The organism is Nocardioides sp. NPDC057767, from assembly GCF_042798275.1.
Classification (GTDB): domain Bacteria; phylum Actinomycetota; class Actinomycetes; order Propionibacteriales; family Nocardioidaceae; genus Nocardioides.
The window spans coordinates 1-14,558 of sequence record NZ_JBHVKJ010000088.1; the positions used below are offsets into that span (position 1 = coordinate 1).

A 14,558-nucleotide genomic window follows, 5' to 3' on the forward strand; every position below is an offset into this window, starting at 1 on the left:
GGCCACCACACGGTGGCCGGCCCGCTGTCGTCTGTGCGCACAACAGGCAATCGCCGATCTGACGGGACCGCATCCGCTACTGTTCGCTTCGTCTGTTCGATCGTGCGCCTACTTCGGGGTGGCGCTCTTCCCCTCGAGGTCCTATTTCGTGTCGCGCACCGTCGCGAGGTTGCTCGCCGGCGCCATGCTGATCGCAGCCGTCGTCGTCCCCGCCACCATCGCATCACCCTCCGCCCAGGCCGCGTGCCGTCCAACGCTGACGTCGTTCGCTCTCGCCAGGACGACATTGACCGGCGGTCAGTCGACGACAGCGACGATCAGGCTCAGTTGCCGAGTGTCCACGAGACAAAAGGTTCGCCTCGCGGCCACCACGGGGATCCGAGTGCCCGACTACGTGTACGTCGCCAGAGGCACGAGCACGCGGAAGGTGACCGTCAGGACCAGCCCGACGACCAAGCGAGTCACAGGTACGGTCAAGGCGACCTATCGACTCCGTGTCCTCAAGCGGAGCCTCACCCGGACCATCACGCCGTGCTATCCGACGGCCGTTCCCGCTGCGGTCTCACTTCCCTCCTACGTCCACGCCAGCAGTTCGGCCACGGGCACCGTCACGCTCGACTGCTACGCCAAGACATCTCTGGGTGTGAGCCTCACCTCGAGCAGCTCGGGGGTCACGGTACCCGCGACGATCACGGTCCCCGCGGGGAAGCGCACCGCTTCGTTCAAGCTGGCGACCAAGCTCCCCTCGACCGGGTCGCAGGGCGCGTACAGCGCAACGATCCGAGCGACTCGGGGCCAGAAGACGGTCTCGAGGTCGATTCAGGTCCGGCCCGGCCTCCGGACCATCTCCGCCAGCCAGGCGACGGGCAGCAACGCGGTGAGCGTCACCATCGGACTCAGTGGACCTGCCACGACGGATACCGTGGTCTCGCTGATGCCTGCGACGGACTACATCGACGGAGTCCCCGTCCAGAGCAACTCACTGAGCCTGCCTACCACAGTGACCATTCCCACCGGGCAGTCATCGCTGGTGGTGCCTGCACAGAGGACTGTGTTGAGCTACGACGAACTGGTGACAGTGAAGGCGTCTCTCGCAGGTCGAGAGGTGTCGACCCAGCTGACGACGCTGCGGGCGTTCCGGGCAGGCGACAGCTTCACGATCCACGAGCCGACGCTCGCACCCACCGGCACCGACGGCGAGGTGCGTGGCGACCTCCTCGTGGCCTTGGACCATCCCGCCGGGGCAGACGGTGTGACGGTCGAGTTCCGAGGTCGGAGTTCGCACGTTCCCGCCGGCTCCACGACCACGCGCGTAGCGGTCTACGCGGATCCATATCCGGCCGACTCACTGATCAGTGGAACGATGTCGATCGTCAGCGGGTCTTCCTCGAGCGTCCTCGTCTACCAGGACACGTCCTTTGCTGTCCATCCCGCGCCGACGAAGCTCCAGGTGCCGACGCCGGTGATCACCGGACGACCGGGAACGGGAACGGTCGAGCTGGCCGGGCCTTCGGCGCAGGCCGAGACGGTCCAGCTGACCGGGACCGGGGTGGTGGTGCCCGTGACGGTCACCGTGCCCGCAGGAGCAACCAGCGCCACCTTCCCAATTGACGGTACCGGAGCCGGGACCGGGAGTGTGCGGGCGGAGCTTCGCGGCGCGACGACGTCGACCTCGGTCGTGGTCGGCGCCGCGATTCCGCACGAGTGCCGACCGCAGGCGATCGACGTGCCCGAGGACGTCTATGTCACAAACGACTTCTACGAGCCGCTCGCCTACCAGACCACGGTCACGCTCGGCTGCGTCGCGCCCACGGACCTACTCGTCCCGTTGCGGTCCTCGAACCCATACGTGCTGGGCACACCGAGATACGTCGAGGTGGCGAAGGGATCGACCACCGGAACGTTCACGCTGAAAGCCATCGGAGCCGGGGACTGCTACCACTTCCGCTGCATGCCGGAACAGTCCGTCGAGATCCAGGCCGGCCCCGCCGATCTGACCACATCGCGACCGATCGCCGTGAAGCCTGGACTGTGGTCGTTCTTCCATCCGAAGAACGCGACGACAGGTGTGCGCGACCTGGAGATCTGGATGACCGGCCAGGCCTCGGCCGGCACCATCGTCAACATCTCCACCGACCGTCCCGACCTCCTCGCCTTCCCGTCCTCGGTCGATGTTCCCGCCGGGTCCCGGTTCATCACGGTCCCCGCGATCAGCAGCGATCCGAGCGCGGCAGGTACGACGGTGCACATCACCGTGTCCATCGGCCGAGGGAGCCAGACACACGAACTGGTCCTCGGCCAATGAGTGCGCCAGCCACCGGTCGACGATCCCCGATCTCCAACGCCTGACGCACGACGTACGCAGCGGGGCTGGCCATTCACTTGGATGGCCAGCCCCGCTGTGGTGTCTAGGAAGTGCTTCAGATCAGTTCGTCCAGGTCAGCCTCACGAGGAAGCGATCGATCCCGCTCGATATCGAGGTTGTCGATCTTCGGACCGCCGAGAAGATACTCGGCAATCGACACCTCGGGCCCAGACATTCGTCGATAGTCGTCGTTGCTCACAGGGCCACCTCCTCCACCCAAACAGAGTAGACAGATTCTCTGCCTGAAGTCCGGACCTACTCCATTCCCAGGAGCGTCAACTCTAGGTTGACGAAATGTCGATCGTCAACCTAGAGTTGACGCATGACGACTCCTCGCGAAGCAGACCCCGCCCTCAAGGCCGTACGCCTCGACACCCTGATCGACTCGATCAAGAAGGCTCGGTCCGAGCCTCTGGACCAGCTCGCCGACGCGATGGTGGTCGGCGAGCACCTGGGCGAGGTGGCCGATCACCTGATCGGGCACTTCGTCGACCAGGCTCGCCGCTCGGGTGCCTCCTGGACCGAGATCGGGACCCGGATGGGGGTGACGAAGCAGGCGGCGCAGAAGAAGTACGTCCCCAAGGCCGGCGACCAGTCGCTCGACCCGAACGCCGGGTTCGCGAAGTTCACCCCGCGCGCCCGCACGGTGGTGGTCGCAGCCCAGGCGGAGGCTCGGAAGGCCGCGAACGCGGAGACCGGCGTACCCCACCTCGTGCTCGGCCTCCTCTCCGAGCCGGAGGGGGTCGCGGGCCACGCGATCCGGGCGCAGGGCGTGACTCTGGAGGCGGTCCGCGAGGTGGCGACCGCCGCCACGCCGGAGCCCTACGGCGAGGTCGGCGAGATGATCCCGTTCACCGCTGACGCCCGCAAAGTGCTCGAGCTGACGTTCCGCGAGGCTCTCCGCCTCGAGCACTCCTACGTCGGCACCGAGCACATCCTGCTCGCCCTCCTCGAGCACGAGGACGGCGCCGGGATCCTCCACGACGCCGGGGTCGAGAAGGGAGCGATCGAGCAGAGCATCACCTCGATCCTCGACTCCCTCAAGGTCGACTTCGCCGACCCCGAGGCCACGGAGTAGCCGCCGAGAGGGCTAACCGAGAGTCCCTGGCGTGTCGGAGCAACACCCCTGTGCCCGAATCACGCCAGGGACGTTTCAGGCGCCCGCGGGCGCGAGCACGATGTCGAAGCGCACCTTCGACCAGGTGCCGTCGACGGACCGCCCGTCCGGCGTCGGCGTCCCCGCGGCCTGCCGCTCGAACCTCTTGATCAGCGACTCCTTGACCCCGAAGACGGTGTCCTTCCAGCCGATCGGGTCGCCCTCCGGGAAGATGTGCGTGACCAGCGTGCGGCAGCCCTCGTGGGTGACCATGAAGTGCAGGTGCGAGGCCCGCAGCGGCGATCGACCGACCGCGGACAGCATCTTGCCGACGGGGCCGTCGTCGGGGATCGGGTACGGCGTGGGCGTCAGCCCCCAGAACCGGTAGCCGCCCTCGGCATCGGTGAACAGGTGCGCCCGCGCGGCCCTGGCGCCGGCGTCGCGCTGGACGTCGTAGAGCCCGTCCTCGTCGGCCTCCCAGACCTCGATCTTGGCTCCGACCAGGGGCCTTCCGTCCGTGTCGGTGACGGTCCCGACGACCCAGCACGGTTCGCCCGGAGCCCCGAAGGCCATGTCCCCACCCAGCTCGATCGCCGGGGAGTCCTCCACGAAGAACGGTCCGAAGACGGTGGCCTCGGTCGCGTCGGCGTACGCCGCGTTGTTGATGTTGATCGTCTGCATCGAGGCGCCGAGGGTGTCGGAGAGGAGGATGAACTCCTGGCGTACGTCGTCGGTGATGTGGCCGGCCTTCGTCAGGAAGTCGATGGCCGCGCCCCACTCCTCCTCGGTGAGGCGTACGTCGCGGATGAAGGCGTGCAGGTGACGCGTCAGCGAGACCATGACCTCCTTCAGGCGCGGGTCCTCGCAGGCGTCGAAGGACGCGACCACGGTGTCGACCAGGGCCTGCTCGACCGCCTCCTGCTCCGGCGATACGTCGCTCATCAGCTCTCCTCTCCCGCCCACGCCGCGGTCAGCAGCGCGGTCAGGTTCTCCTCGGTGACCGGGGTCGGGTTGTTGTCGGGGATGGCGGCCATGATCGGCGCCACCGCCTTGGCGATGCCGTCCTCGGGCATGCCGTAGTCCATGAGCGCCTTCGGCGCAGCGAGCGTCGTACGCAGCTCAGCCAGCCCCGCGACCGCGCTCGGCGCGCCGAACGCCGCCGCCATCCGCGCCTCCGCCTCGGCGGCGTTCGGCGCGTTGAAGGCGAGCACGTGCGGGAGCACGACCGCGTGGGTCTGGGCGTGCGGCAGGTTGAACATGCCGCCGAGCACGTGGCAGATCTTGTGGTGCATCCCCGACCCGGCCGAGGTGAACGAGACCGCGGCGAGGTAGGCGCCGTAGAGGGTCTGCTCGATGCCCTCGACGCTGGCGGAATCGCGCGCGACCTTCGGCAGGCCGGCGGCGAGCCCACGGATCCCCTCGGCGGCGTTGACCTGGTCGATGGGATCGACCCGCGGGCCCCACATCGCGTCGACGCAGTGCGCGAGCGCGTTGAGCCCGCTGGCGACGGTCATCTCGCCGGGCAGCGTGGTCAGCAGCGAGGCATCGTAGACGACCGAGCGCGGCAGGACCCGGGCGTCGACGCCGGTCGTCTTGGTCTCGCCCGAGGTCAGGCCCCAGACGTTGGTCGCCTCCGACCCGGCGTACGTCGTCGGGACCGCCACGATCGGCAGCCCCGTGGTGAGCGCGACCGCCTTGGCGAGGCCGGTGGTCGAGCCGCCGCCGACGCACACGAGCGCGTCGACGGCCGACTCGGCAGCCCGCTCGCGAGCCCGTGCGGCGACCTCGACCGGGACGTGCATCACGACCTCGTCGTGGCGCAGCGCGACCGGTACGTCGGCGGTCACCCGGGCGGCGAGCTCGGCCTCGCGCTCGCCGGCGATGACCATCACCCGCCGCGCCCCGAGCTCCTCGATCTCCGCCGCCACTGCTGCGGGCGCCTCGCCGGTGGCGAAGCGGACCCGCTGCGGCAGCGACTCGTGCGTGAACCTCATGAGGACCGCCTCCGCGGACCCTGGGAGCGCAGATTCCCGCCACGGCGGGGTTCTGCTGGCGTGTCGGGTCGGGTGACCGCGCATTTTCCCGCCATGGCGGGGAAATGCGCGCTCCGGGCCGAGCGGAGGGCGGCCACTGGTTACGCCTTGCCCAGCAGCGTCGCGACCGCCTCACCCAGCGCGGTGCCGGGGTCCTCGGGCAGCGACATGGCGCGCCAGGCGATGTGCTTGTCGGGACGGACCAGGATGGCGCCCGACTCCTCGACCTCGCGGAGCTTGGCCCAGTCGAAGTAGAGGTCGGTGACGGCCCGTCCCGGGCCGATCACGACGGTCTCGAGCGGGATCCCGAACTTCGTCCTGGCGGCCTCGGCCGCCTCCGACCACGCCTCGCCGGCGACGCCGGTGATCAGCGTCCACTGCGTGTAGGGGGCGAGGTCGAGCATCGCGTGCTTCTCGACGTTGTCGCCGACCCAGGCGTGCGGAAGGTGCGCACCCGGCGAGGTCGACATCCGGTGGTAGAGGTCCTCGTCGTCGGTCGGCGCAGGCCGGGTGCCGTCGGAGAGGATCGCGTCGGACTCGTAGAACTGGCCGAGCTCGACGCCGTGGGCGTTGAACTCGTAGTTCTTGCGCTCCATCGCGGTGACCAGCGCGGCCCGCTTGGCGGCGCCCTCGGGGGTGTTGGCCTTGCGCTCTTCGATGGCCTTGGCCATCTCCTCGCCCTCGAGACCGACGACGCCGAGCGCCTCGAAGAGCTCGCCGAACTCGCGCGCGGACTGGTTGGCGCGGGTCACGATGCGCTTGGCGACCGGGGCACGCTCGGCGGAGTAGGACTCCAGGAGCGACGGCTCGGCGTAGCCCTGGAGCACCGCGGCGAGCTTCCAGGCCAGGTTGTAGGAGTCCTGGATCGAGGTGTTGGAGCCGAGGCCGTTCGACGGCGGGTGCCGGTGGATCGCGTCGCCCGCACAGAAGACGCGGCCCTTCTGGGCGTGGGTCGCGTACATCTCGTTCACGCCCCACAGCGAGTAGCCGGTCACCTCCGGCTCCAGGTCGGGCATGCCGAGCAGATCGCGGATCACCTTCACCGCGTACTCCTCGGTCAGCTCCGGCGGCGGCTGGTTGATGTCGTAGCCCCACACGATCAGCCACTCGTCCCACGGACGGACCATCCGGACCAGGCCGGTGCCGATGCCACCGACGTTCGAGCCCGGCTGGATGACCCAGTAGAGGACGGACGGGCGGTGGTCGACGAGCTCGGAGAGGTCGGCCTTGAAGGTGATGTTCATGGAGCCGGCGATGTCCATCGCGCCCTCGAGCGGGAGGTCGATGTCGGCACCGACCTGGGTCCGGGCGCCGTCGGCGCCGATGAGGAACTTCGACCGGATCTTGTACTCGTGGCCGGTCAGCCGGTCACGGGCGATCGTGGTGACGCCGTCCTCGTCCTGGACGTGGCTCAGGTATTCGGTGGAGAACCGGGTCTGGGTGCCGCGCTCGGTGGCATTGCGGACCAGGATCGGCTCCAGATAGGTCTGCGGGATGTCGACGGTCAGGCACGGGCTGGCCAGCTGGTAGTCGGCCTCGCGGTCCGGGCGGGTGCCCCAGGTGCGGATACGGCCGATCTCCTCGCCGGCGATGCTCGTGCAGAAGACGGTGTCACCGACCAGCTCGTGCGGCGTCGCGTCGGCGAGCACCTGCTCCTCGATGCCCAGGTCGCGGAAGATCTCCATCGCGCGCTGGTTGGTGATGTGCGCCCGCGGAGTGTTCGCGGTCCAGCGGTACTTCGTGATCATGATGTTGTCGACACCGAGCTCGCTCAGGAAGAGCGCGGCGGACGCACCGGCCGGACCGGACCCCACGACGAGCACGTCGGTGGTCACGACATCCTCGGTCTCGGGGATCTCGGTCTCTTTCTGGCCGTCGTCGAAGACTGGCATTTCCTCACCTTTCCGAGACCGCGGCGGGGTGTGGGATCGCAGTCTCAGAGCGAGTCTTACCGGCCCGCTCGGGCGGCATCAAAGGTGGGCCCGCGGGTTGGCGGAAATGCGTACGCGTCTAGCGACGCGAGAGCCACCGCTGGACGGCCGCGATCGTCGACTCGGGCTTGCGCGCCCACTTGAAGTGGTCGATGCCGGGCTCGTCCAGGTGGACGCGCTCGACCTCGAGTCCGGGCATCCGCCGGTGGATCTCGTCGACGGTCGCGCTGGGTGCCAGCCAGTCGCCCTCGATCGAGACGACCAGCGCGGGCTTCGCCAGGGCTCGCATCTCCGCGGTGACGTCGCGGGCGGGGCTGCCGAGGCGGAGGCGGCCGGTGCGGGCGTACCGGGCCCATTCCTTCATCAGGGTGCGCGCCTCGCGCCCGGCGAACTTGAGCTGCTTGCCGGGGAAGTGGCCGACGACCCGGCCGACCAGGCCCATCACCTGGCTGGCGACCAGGAATCCGGGGCCGTAGTTGCGCCAGTAGGGCGTCTGCGACGCGACGTAGATCAGCCCGGCGACACGGTCGGGGTGGAGCGCCGCGTAGGCGCTGGCGGCCTGGCCACCGAGACTGTGCCCGAGAACGTACGTCGCGCCGGCCGTGGCCGGGACCAGCTCGCCGAGGCGGTCGGCCGCGGCGGCGATGTCCTCGACCAGGTCGGCGTAGCCGAAGTCGTAGCTCCAGCCGGCGACGCGGCCACCGAGCTCCTCGTGGCCGCGCTGCTCCATCCGCCCGACGTTGATCCCCGCCTCGGCGAAGGCGACGATCAGCTTGTCGTAGTAGCCCGCCGGCATGCCCATCGCGGGCACGACCAGCAGCGTCGGCGCCTCGGGGTCGGTCGCGCGGACCACGGTCAGCGTGAAGCTGGTGCCCTCGGCGCGCTCGATGACGTACGCCTCGGGTGTGGTCGTGGGGGACGGAGTCTGGGTCACCCGGGCAATGTTACCCACCAGTAAGGAGCGCCGTTCACTCCGGCGAGATTCTGGACTTGTGGGTCCAAATTTCGCGGAGCATCCTGTTTGGACCAAGTAGTCCACACGGGAAGGAATGTCATGGAGACCCTCGAGCGCCTCACCATCACCGAGGACGTACGCCGCCTGATGGCTCGCTACGTCCGCTACGCCGACCACCAACGCTGGGACGATCTGGCGAACCTCTTCACCGAGGACGGCACGTTCATCCCGCACAAGCCGGACGGATCGGTCTGGCTGCACATGAACGGCCGCGACGAGATCAGCGCGACCGTCGGCGCCAGCGGCGGGCCGGGCGTCACCCTCATCCACCACCTGTTCTCCGACGAGATCGACGTCGACTCCGCGACGAGCGCGCGGGGCGTCTTCGCGATGGAGGACATCGTCACCCGGCCCGAGGACGCCGAGCTGTCCGAGGCCATCCCCTTCCGCCGCATGCACGGGTTCGGGCACTACCACGCCCGGTTCGTCAGGACCGACGGCTCCTGGCGGATCGCCGAGCTGACCCAGACCCGCGTCCGACTCGACTTCGACAACTGACCTTCACCCGGAAAGCAGAGACACCATGGACAAGACCACCGAGCTCGCCCCGTTCAAGATCGACATCGCCCAGGACGTCCTGGACGATCTCCGGGACCGCCTGCAGAAGACCCGCTACTTCGACGACCTCGACAACGAGGAGGGCTACTACGGCATCAGCACCGCCTACCTGAAGCCCCTGGTCGAGTACTGGGCCGACGGCTTCGACTGGCGGGCACAGGAGGAGCGGCTCAACACCTACGACCGCTACCAGGTCGAGATCGACGGCACGCCCGTGCACTTCGTCCACGTACGCGGCAAGGGACCGAACCCGGTCCCGCTGATCATCCACCACGGCTGGCCGTGGCCCGGCGAGTTCAGCTACCAGCTCATCGAGCCGCTGACGGACCCGGCCGCCCATGGCGGCGATCCGTCGCTGTCGTTCGACGTGATCATCCCGGACCTCCCCGGCTTCGGCTTCTCGACGCCCGTTGCCCGCGGTGATCTGAACTACTGGAAGATCGCCGACATCATGCACCAGCTGATGACCGAGGTGCTGGGCTACGAGAAGTACGCGGCAGCCGGCTCGGACTACGGCGCTCTCGTCACGAGCGCGATGGGCCACACGTACGCCGACAGCATCATCGGCCTGCACTACGGCCACGATCTCGTGCCCGGGATGTTCGAGAACGAGCGGTTCTGGGATCTGACCGACGGGGCCAAGATCCCCGAGGACGCCTCGGAGGAGTGGCGGGCCGGCTGGACGTACTTCGTGGACACCTATGCCTCGCACGTCGCCGCGCACATGCTGGACAGCTCGACGCTGACGCACGGCCTCAACGACTCGCCGATCGGGATGCTCGCCTGGCTGCTGAAGCGCTGGAAGTCCTGGAGCGACAAGCGCGGGGACTTCGAGAAGGCGTTCCCGCGCGACTTCATCCTCACGCAGGCGACCATCTTCTGGGTGACGCAGTCCATCGGCACCTCCATCCGGATGTACCGCAACGCGGAGCGCTACCGGTTCGTGCCCTCCCACGACCGACAGCCCGTCGTGGAGCCACCGGCCGGCTTCACGTTCCTGCTCGGCGACGCCTACCCGCCGGCCATCGACACCGTCGAGGACCGGATCGCCGCCTTCGATGACGGTCCGACGCGCGGGATGTTCAACGTGGTCAACGTGAACGCCCATCTGAAGGGCGGCCACTTCGTCCACTACGAGAACCCCGAGGCCTTCGCCGCCGACCTGCAGGAGACCTTCCGCAGGATCCTCGGCTGACCGGTCGGGGCCGGAGTGCCCGGACGGGCTGCGGCCTAGACCGCAGCCCGTCCGGAGTCGCGCAGGTGGCCGATGAGCAGCGCCAGGATCGCTTCGAGGTGGTCGGTCCGGCCGGTCACCATGAGCACCGAGACCCCGCCCTGGATGCCGGCGATCATCGCTGCGGACGTACGCCGCGGATCGAGCTCGGCGCTCACGGAGCCGTTCGCCTGCATGGTCTCGATGCCGCGCCGAAGATGGTCCTGCCACTGGGCGATCAGCGTGGTCGAGACCTCGGCAGCCCCGGGGACGCTGCCCACCTGGTTCATCAGCGATGCCAGCGGACAGTGGGCACCCTGCGCCCGGTAGCGCGCGATGACCGCCTTGCGCCAGCGGTCCCAGGCGGCCCAGGAGTCGAGCTCGCTGATGTGCGGTTGCTGGTCCTCGATCACCCGAGCCGCCTCGAGGCGGGCGACCTCGAGGAACAGCTCCTCCTTGCCACCGGGGAAGTAGTGGAAGATCTGGCTCTTGCTCGTCTGCGTGGCCGCACGGATGTCGTCCAACGTCGCGGTCCCGGGATCGGTGCTGCGGAGGTAGTCCGCCGCACCCTCGAGCAGTCGCTGGCGCGTGGCCATGCCCTTGGTGGTGAACGCCATGCGCCGAGCCTACCTCGCTATTCGGACCGTCCAGTCCAAAAATCCTCGAAATCCACAGACTAGGGCCTTTGTGGAGAAGCCTGTGGATAAACCTGGTGACCGACGGGGAAGACCTCGTAGCGACCCCGCGTCGCCAGACCCCACAAGCCGCGCGGCGCCAGCAGCACCACGGCGATCGCGACGGCTCCGAGCGCGATGAGGTACCAGGTGCCGTAGGAGTCCAGCAGCTGCTGGAGCGCGAAGAAGATCACCGCTCCCAGGATCGGGCCCTCGATCGTGCCCAGCCCGCCGATCACGACGATGAAGATCATGAACGCGGTGTACTGCACCGAGAACATCGAGTCCGGCGAGACCCGCAGACCGTTGACCGCGATCAACGCGCCGGCCAGGCCGGCGCCACCGGACGCGGCGACGTAGACCAGGCGCCGTGAGCGCTGTACCGCGACGCCGAGCGAGGCTGCCGCCACCGAGTCGTCGCGGATCGCGGTCAGGCCGAGCCCGACTCGCGAGCGCATCAAGAGATACGTCGCCAGCACGACGAGCACGGCCAGCAGGAGCGCCAGGTAGTAGACGGTCGCGATCCGGGTCACCCGGTCGACGCCCTGGAAGGCGGTCAGCGAGAGCCCGGAGCCGCCGCCGAAGCCGGGCAGCTCCTGGGTGACCAGCTTGAAGACCTCGGCCATCACCCAGGTGCCGATCGCGAAGTAGCCTCCGACCAGCCGGAACAGCAGGAACGAGGTCGGGACGGCCAGGGCGGCGCAGACCACTCCGGCCGTCACGACGGCGACCGGGATCGGCAGGCCGACCACGTCGGCGAGCTTGATCACGCCGTAGCCGCCCGCGCCGATGAACGCCTGCTGCCCGATCGAGACCAGTCCGCCGTAGCCGGCCATCAGATTCCAGGTGGTGCCGAGGATGACGAGGGCGAAGAGGGTGACCAGGTTGGTCACGTCGCCCGGGCTGAAGACGAACCAGGGCGCCGCGGCCAGGAACACCACGACCGCCGCCAGGACACCGCCGCCGGCCAGCGACGGCCAGCCGCCGCGTACGACCTTCAGGGTTGTCGTCGGGCTCAGGATTGTCGTCGGGCTCATGCGACGACCGTCTTCGGGAGCAGGCCCTGGGGCCGGAACAGGAGCACGACCAGGAAGACCAGGTGGCCCGCGAGGACGCCGTAGGCCGGGTCGATCTGGGCGCCGACGGTCTGCGCGACGCCGAGCACGAGGCCGCCGAGGAGAGTGCCCCACAGCGAACCGAGCCCACCGATGATGACCGCCTCGAAGGCGAAGATGAGGACCAGATCGCCGTACGTCGGGCTGAACTGCGTCGACATCCCGAGGAAGACGCCGGCCAGTGCGACGGTGCCGATCGCGATCGCGGTGGCCAGGGCGTACATGTGTCTTTCGTCGATCCCCATGAGCGTCGCCGCCTCGGGGTCGTCCTTGGTCGCGCGCATGGCGCGGCCGATGCGGGTGTGGGAGAGGTAGAGCTGCAGACCGACGATGACGCCGACCGCGACGACGAGGGTGAGCAGCGAGAAGAGGCCGAGGCGCAGACCGCCGAGCTCGACCGATGCGGTGGACAGGTCGCCGATCGAGATCTTGCGGGAGTCGGCGGTGAAGATCTCCTGGAGCAGGTTGGCGCCGATCACGGCCAGGCCGAAGGACACCAGCAGCGGGCTCAGCTCGCCGTGGCGTAGCGCCGCGTTGAAGAGGCCGCGCTGGATCGCGTAGCCGGCCGCGGCGAGCACCGGGATCACGATGACGATCGTGAGGAACGACGGTATCCCGGTCTGCTGGACGAGCCAGAGCGCGAGGTAGGCCGCGGCCACCGCGAGGACGCCGTGGGCGAGGTTGACGATCCGCATCACTCCGAAGATGAGGCTCAGGCCGCAGGCGAGCAGCGCGTACTGACCGCCGAGCAGGAATCCCTGGAGGACCGCGTTGACCCAGTCCATCAGCTCGCCTCCTCCGTGTCGTCGACCCCGAAGTACGCCGCCTGGACCTGCTCGCGGGTCACGTCTGCCGCGGCGCCTTCGAGGACCGTGCGGCCCTCGAGCAGGCACTGCACCCGATCGGCGACCGCGAGAGCCTGGGTGAGGTCCTGCTCGACCACGAGCACGGTCGTCCCCTTCTCGGCGATCGCGGGGAGCGCCTTGTAGATGTCGGCGATCACGACCGGGGCGAGCCCGAGCGAGACCTCGTCGAGCAGCAGCAGCTTCGGGTTGGACATCAGGGCCCGGCCGATCGCGGTGGCCTGCTGCTCGCCGCCGGACAGGTGCGCGCCGCGGCGCGCCCGCTTCTCGGCGAGCAGCGGGAACGCGTCGCAGACGGTGGCGAGGTTCCAGGGGCCGGGGCGACGGCCGTGCGCGCCCACCTTGAGGTTCTCCTCGACGGTGAGCGAGCCGAAGATCCGGCGGCCCTCCGGGGTGAGCGCGATGCCCTCGCGCACCCGGCGGTGGGCGGGGGTATGGGAGACGTTGTGGCCGTCGAACCGGATCTGACCGGCGCTCGGGCGGAGCAGGCCGGCGATGGTCTTCAGCAGCGTGGACTTGCCGGCACCGTTCGCGCCGATCACGGCCAGGGTCTCGCCCTCGGCGACGGTCAGGGTGATGCCGTGCAGGGCGCGGAAGTCGCCGTAGCTCACGTCGATCGCGTCGACTTCGAGCAGGGTCATCGGTCTCCCTCGAATGCTGACCGAGGTGACTCGGTGAACGGGTACTTGCTTCGTGGAACTCCGCGAGGGGAGTGCGCGCTGACCGAGTTACCTCGGTGAGCATTCAGCGGGTTCTCCTGGGATGCTGACCGAGGTACCTCACCGAACTCCCACTTCCTTCGTGGAACTCCGCGAGGGGAGTGCGCGCTGACCGAGTTACCTCGGTGAGCATTCGCCGGGTCCTCCCGGGATGCTGACCGAGGTACCTCACCGAACTCCCACTTCCTTCGCGGAACTCCACGAAGGAAGCGACCGCCGACCGAGTTACATCGGTGAGCATTCAGCGGGCTCATTCACCCTCCAGGTCGGGGGAGCCGAGATAGACGGCGGCGACCGCGTCCGAGGCCATCACCTCGCGTGGGTCGCCGGTGGCGACGACGTCGCCCTGGGCCAGGCACATCAACCGGTCGACGACCTGAAGTAGCGCGTGCACGATGTGCTCGATCCAGACCACGCCGGTGCCGCCGTCGCGGATCGCGGAGATGGTCTCGATCAGAGCGGGCAGCTCGTGCTCGGTGAGGCCGCCGGCGATCTCGTCGAGGAGCAGCAGCCGCGGGCGGGTGGCCAGCGCGCGGGCGAGCTCGAGCCGCTTGCGGTCGAGCAGCCGGAGCGAGCCGGCGGGGGTGTTGGCCAGACGGACCAGGTCGGCGGTCTCCAGCGCCTGCCAGGCCAGGTCGTTGGCCTCGCGGCGGTGCGTGCCTGCGCCGAAGGTGGACCCGACCAGCACGTTCTCGAAGACGGTGAGCCCCTCGAAGGGGCGGGGGACCTGGAACGTACGCCCGATCCCGAGGGCCGTACGCCGGGCGGCCGGCGTCCGGGTCACGTCGGTGCCGTCGAAGCGGATGGTGCCGGCGTCGACCGGGAGGGTACCGGTCACCAGGTTGAGCAGCGTGGACTTGCCGGCGCCGTTGGGCCCGACGATGCCGAGCGCCTCGCCCGCGGCGACGTGGAAGGAGACCGAACGGGCGGTGACGACCTGGCCGAACGCCTTGGCCAGGCCTGCGGCCTCCAGCAG

The 14,558-nt window shown here is 69.0% G+C and carries 14 protein-coding genes; 4 read left to right on the plus strand and 10 right to left on the minus strand.

All coding sequences use genetic code 11. The annotated features are described in order from the left end of the window. The first annotated feature begins 1,105 nt into the window (after window positions 1-1,105). Window positions 1,106-2,305, plus strand: a complete 1,200-nt coding sequence (locus ACFVDI_RS27065) for a hypothetical protein (RefSeq protein WP_378912000.1) — start codon at window positions 1,106-1,108, stop codon at window positions 2,303-2,305. A gap of 115 nt (window positions 2,306-2,420) precedes the next feature. Here ACFVDI_RS27065 and ACFVDI_RS27070 read toward each other — a convergent pair whose 3' ends face one another. Further along, entirely contained in the window at window positions 2,421-2,564 is a 144-nt protein-coding gene (locus ACFVDI_RS27070; protein ID WP_378912001.1) for a hypothetical protein, read from the minus strand. A 123-nt stretch (window positions 2,565-2,687) separates the two neighbouring features. Between ACFVDI_RS27070 and ACFVDI_RS27075 the strand changes: the two genes are divergently transcribed. Beyond that, window positions 2,688-3,443: a Clp protease N-terminal domain-containing protein gene (locus ACFVDI_RS27075; protein WP_378912002.1), complete on the plus strand. Its 756-nt coding sequence runs from the start codon at window positions 2,688-2,690 to the stop codon at window positions 3,441-3,443. 75 nt (window positions 3,444-3,518) lie between these two features. On the opposite strand, the gene ACFVDI_RS27080 is transcribed toward ACFVDI_RS27075, so the two are convergent. The 4 genes from ACFVDI_RS27080 to ACFVDI_RS27095 all read right to left on the minus strand — a co-directional run bounded on the left by ACFVDI_RS27080 (window position 3,519) and on the right by ACFVDI_RS27095 (window position 8,359). Then, entirely contained in the window at window positions 3,519-4,403 is an 885-nt protein-coding gene (locus ACFVDI_RS27080) for a dioxygenase (RefSeq protein WP_378912003.1), read from the minus strand. Further along, window positions 4,403-5,455 carry a maleylacetate reductase gene (locus ACFVDI_RS27085; RefSeq protein ID WP_378912004.1) on the minus strand — a complete coding sequence of 351 codons (1,053 nt, stop codon included), beginning with the start codon at window positions 5,453-5,455 and terminating at the stop codon, window positions 4,403-4,405. The genes ACFVDI_RS27080 and ACFVDI_RS27085 overlap by 1 nt, the downstream gene beginning before the upstream one ends. 140 nt (window positions 5,456-5,595) lie before the next feature. Further along, window positions 5,596-7,386: an FAD-dependent oxidoreductase gene (locus tag ACFVDI_RS27090; protein WP_378912005.1), complete on the minus strand. Its 1,791-nt coding sequence runs from the start codon at window positions 7,384-7,386 to the stop codon at window positions 5,596-5,598. 118 nt (window positions 7,387-7,504) lie between these two features. Then, window positions 7,505-8,359: an alpha/beta fold hydrolase gene (locus ACFVDI_RS27095; protein WP_378912006.1), complete on the minus strand. Its 855-nt coding sequence runs from the start codon at window positions 8,357-8,359 to the stop codon at window positions 7,505-7,507. A gap of 120 nt (window positions 8,360-8,479) precedes the next feature. Here ACFVDI_RS27095 and ACFVDI_RS27100 point away from each other — a divergent pair, with 120 nt between their 5' ends. Together ACFVDI_RS27100 and ACFVDI_RS27105 are read left to right on the plus strand one after the other, a co-directional pair. After that, window positions 8,480-8,938 carry a nuclear transport factor 2 family protein gene (locus tag ACFVDI_RS27100; protein WP_378912007.1) on the plus strand — a complete coding sequence of 153 codons (459 nt, stop codon included), beginning with the start codon at window positions 8,480-8,482 and terminating at the stop codon, window positions 8,936-8,938. A gap of 25 nt (window positions 8,939-8,963) precedes the next feature. Next, complete coding sequence (locus ACFVDI_RS27105; RefSeq protein ID WP_378912008.1) at window positions 8,964-10,193, plus strand: epoxide hydrolase family protein; 1,230 nt, start codon at window positions 8,964-8,966, stop codon at window positions 10,191-10,193. 35 nt (window positions 10,194-10,228) lie between these two features. On the opposite strand, the gene ACFVDI_RS27110 is transcribed toward ACFVDI_RS27105, so the two are convergent. From ACFVDI_RS27110 to ACFVDI_RS27130, 5 genes are all read right to left on the minus strand, one after another. Beyond that, window positions 10,229-10,828 carry a TetR/AcrR family transcriptional regulator gene (locus tag ACFVDI_RS27110; RefSeq protein WP_378912009.1) on the minus strand — a complete coding sequence of 200 codons (600 nt, stop codon included), beginning with the start codon at window positions 10,826-10,828 and terminating at the stop codon, window positions 10,229-10,231. Window positions 10,829-10,887: 59 nt separating this feature from the next. Beyond that, complete coding sequence (locus ACFVDI_RS27115) at window positions 10,888-11,922, minus strand: branched-chain amino acid ABC transporter permease (RefSeq protein WP_378912010.1); 1,035 nt, start codon at window positions 11,920-11,922, stop codon at window positions 10,888-10,890. Further along, the gene (locus ACFVDI_RS27120; RefSeq protein WP_378912011.1) at window positions 11,919-12,785 is read right to left on the minus strand and encodes a branched-chain amino acid ABC transporter permease; all 867 of its coding nucleotides are present in this window, start codon (window positions 12,783-12,785) and stop codon (window positions 11,919-11,921) included. The genes ACFVDI_RS27115 and ACFVDI_RS27120 overlap by 4 nt, the downstream gene beginning before the upstream one ends. After that, window positions 12,785-13,504 (minus strand): ABC transporter ATP-binding protein, encoded by a 720-nt coding sequence (locus ACFVDI_RS27125; RefSeq protein ID WP_378912012.1) that lies wholly within the window; start codon window positions 13,502-13,504, stop codon window positions 12,785-12,787. Before ACFVDI_RS27125 ends, ACFVDI_RS27120 begins: the two co-directional genes overlap by 1 nt. A gap of 328 nt (window positions 13,505-13,832) precedes the next feature. Continuing rightward, window positions 13,833-14,558 (minus strand): ABC transporter ATP-binding protein (locus ACFVDI_RS27130; protein WP_378912013.1); only part of this gene is annotated, 726 nt, incomplete at its 5' end.

What these genes read in the sequence shown, in the direction of transcription:
- ACFVDI_RS27075 (WP_378912002.1), top strand. Translation starts at nt 2,688, where the DNA reads ATGACGACTCCTCGCGAAGCAGACCCCGCCCTCAAGGCCGTACGCCTC.
- ACFVDI_RS27080 (WP_378912003.1), bottom strand. Translation starts at nt 4,403, where the DNA reads ATGAGCGACGTATCGCCGGAGCAGGAGGCGGTCGAGCAGGCCCTGGTC.
- ACFVDI_RS27085 (WP_378912004.1), bottom strand. Translation starts at nt 5,455, where the DNA reads ATGAGGTTCACGCACGAGTCGCTGCCGCAGCGGGTCCGCTTCGCCACC.
- ACFVDI_RS27090 (WP_378912005.1), bottom strand. Translation starts at nt 7,386, where the DNA reads ATGCCAGTCTTCGACGACGGCCAGAAAGAGACCGAGATCCCCGAGACC.
- ACFVDI_RS27100 (WP_378912007.1), top strand. Translation starts at nt 8,480, where the DNA reads ATGGAGACCCTCGAGCGCCTCACCATCACCGAGGACGTACGCCGCCTG.
- ACFVDI_RS27105 (WP_378912008.1), top strand. Translation starts at nt 8,964, where the DNA reads ATGGACAAGACCACCGAGCTCGCCCCGTTCAAGATCGACATCGCCCAG.
- ACFVDI_RS27110 (WP_378912009.1), bottom strand. Translation starts at nt 10,828, where the DNA reads ATGGCGTTCACCACCAAGGGCATGGCCACGCGCCAGCGACTGCTCGAG.
- ACFVDI_RS27115 (WP_378912010.1), bottom strand. Translation starts at nt 11,922, where the DNA reads ATGAGCCCGACGACAATCCTGAGCCCGACGACAACCCTGAAGGTCGTA.
- ACFVDI_RS27120 (WP_378912011.1), bottom strand. Translation starts at nt 12,785, where the DNA reads ATGGACTGGGTCAACGCGGTCCTCCAGGGATTCCTGCTCGGCGGTCAG.
- ACFVDI_RS27125 (WP_378912012.1), bottom strand. Translation starts at nt 13,504, where the DNA reads ATGACCCTGCTCGAAGTCGACGCGATCGACGTGAGCTACGGCGACTTC.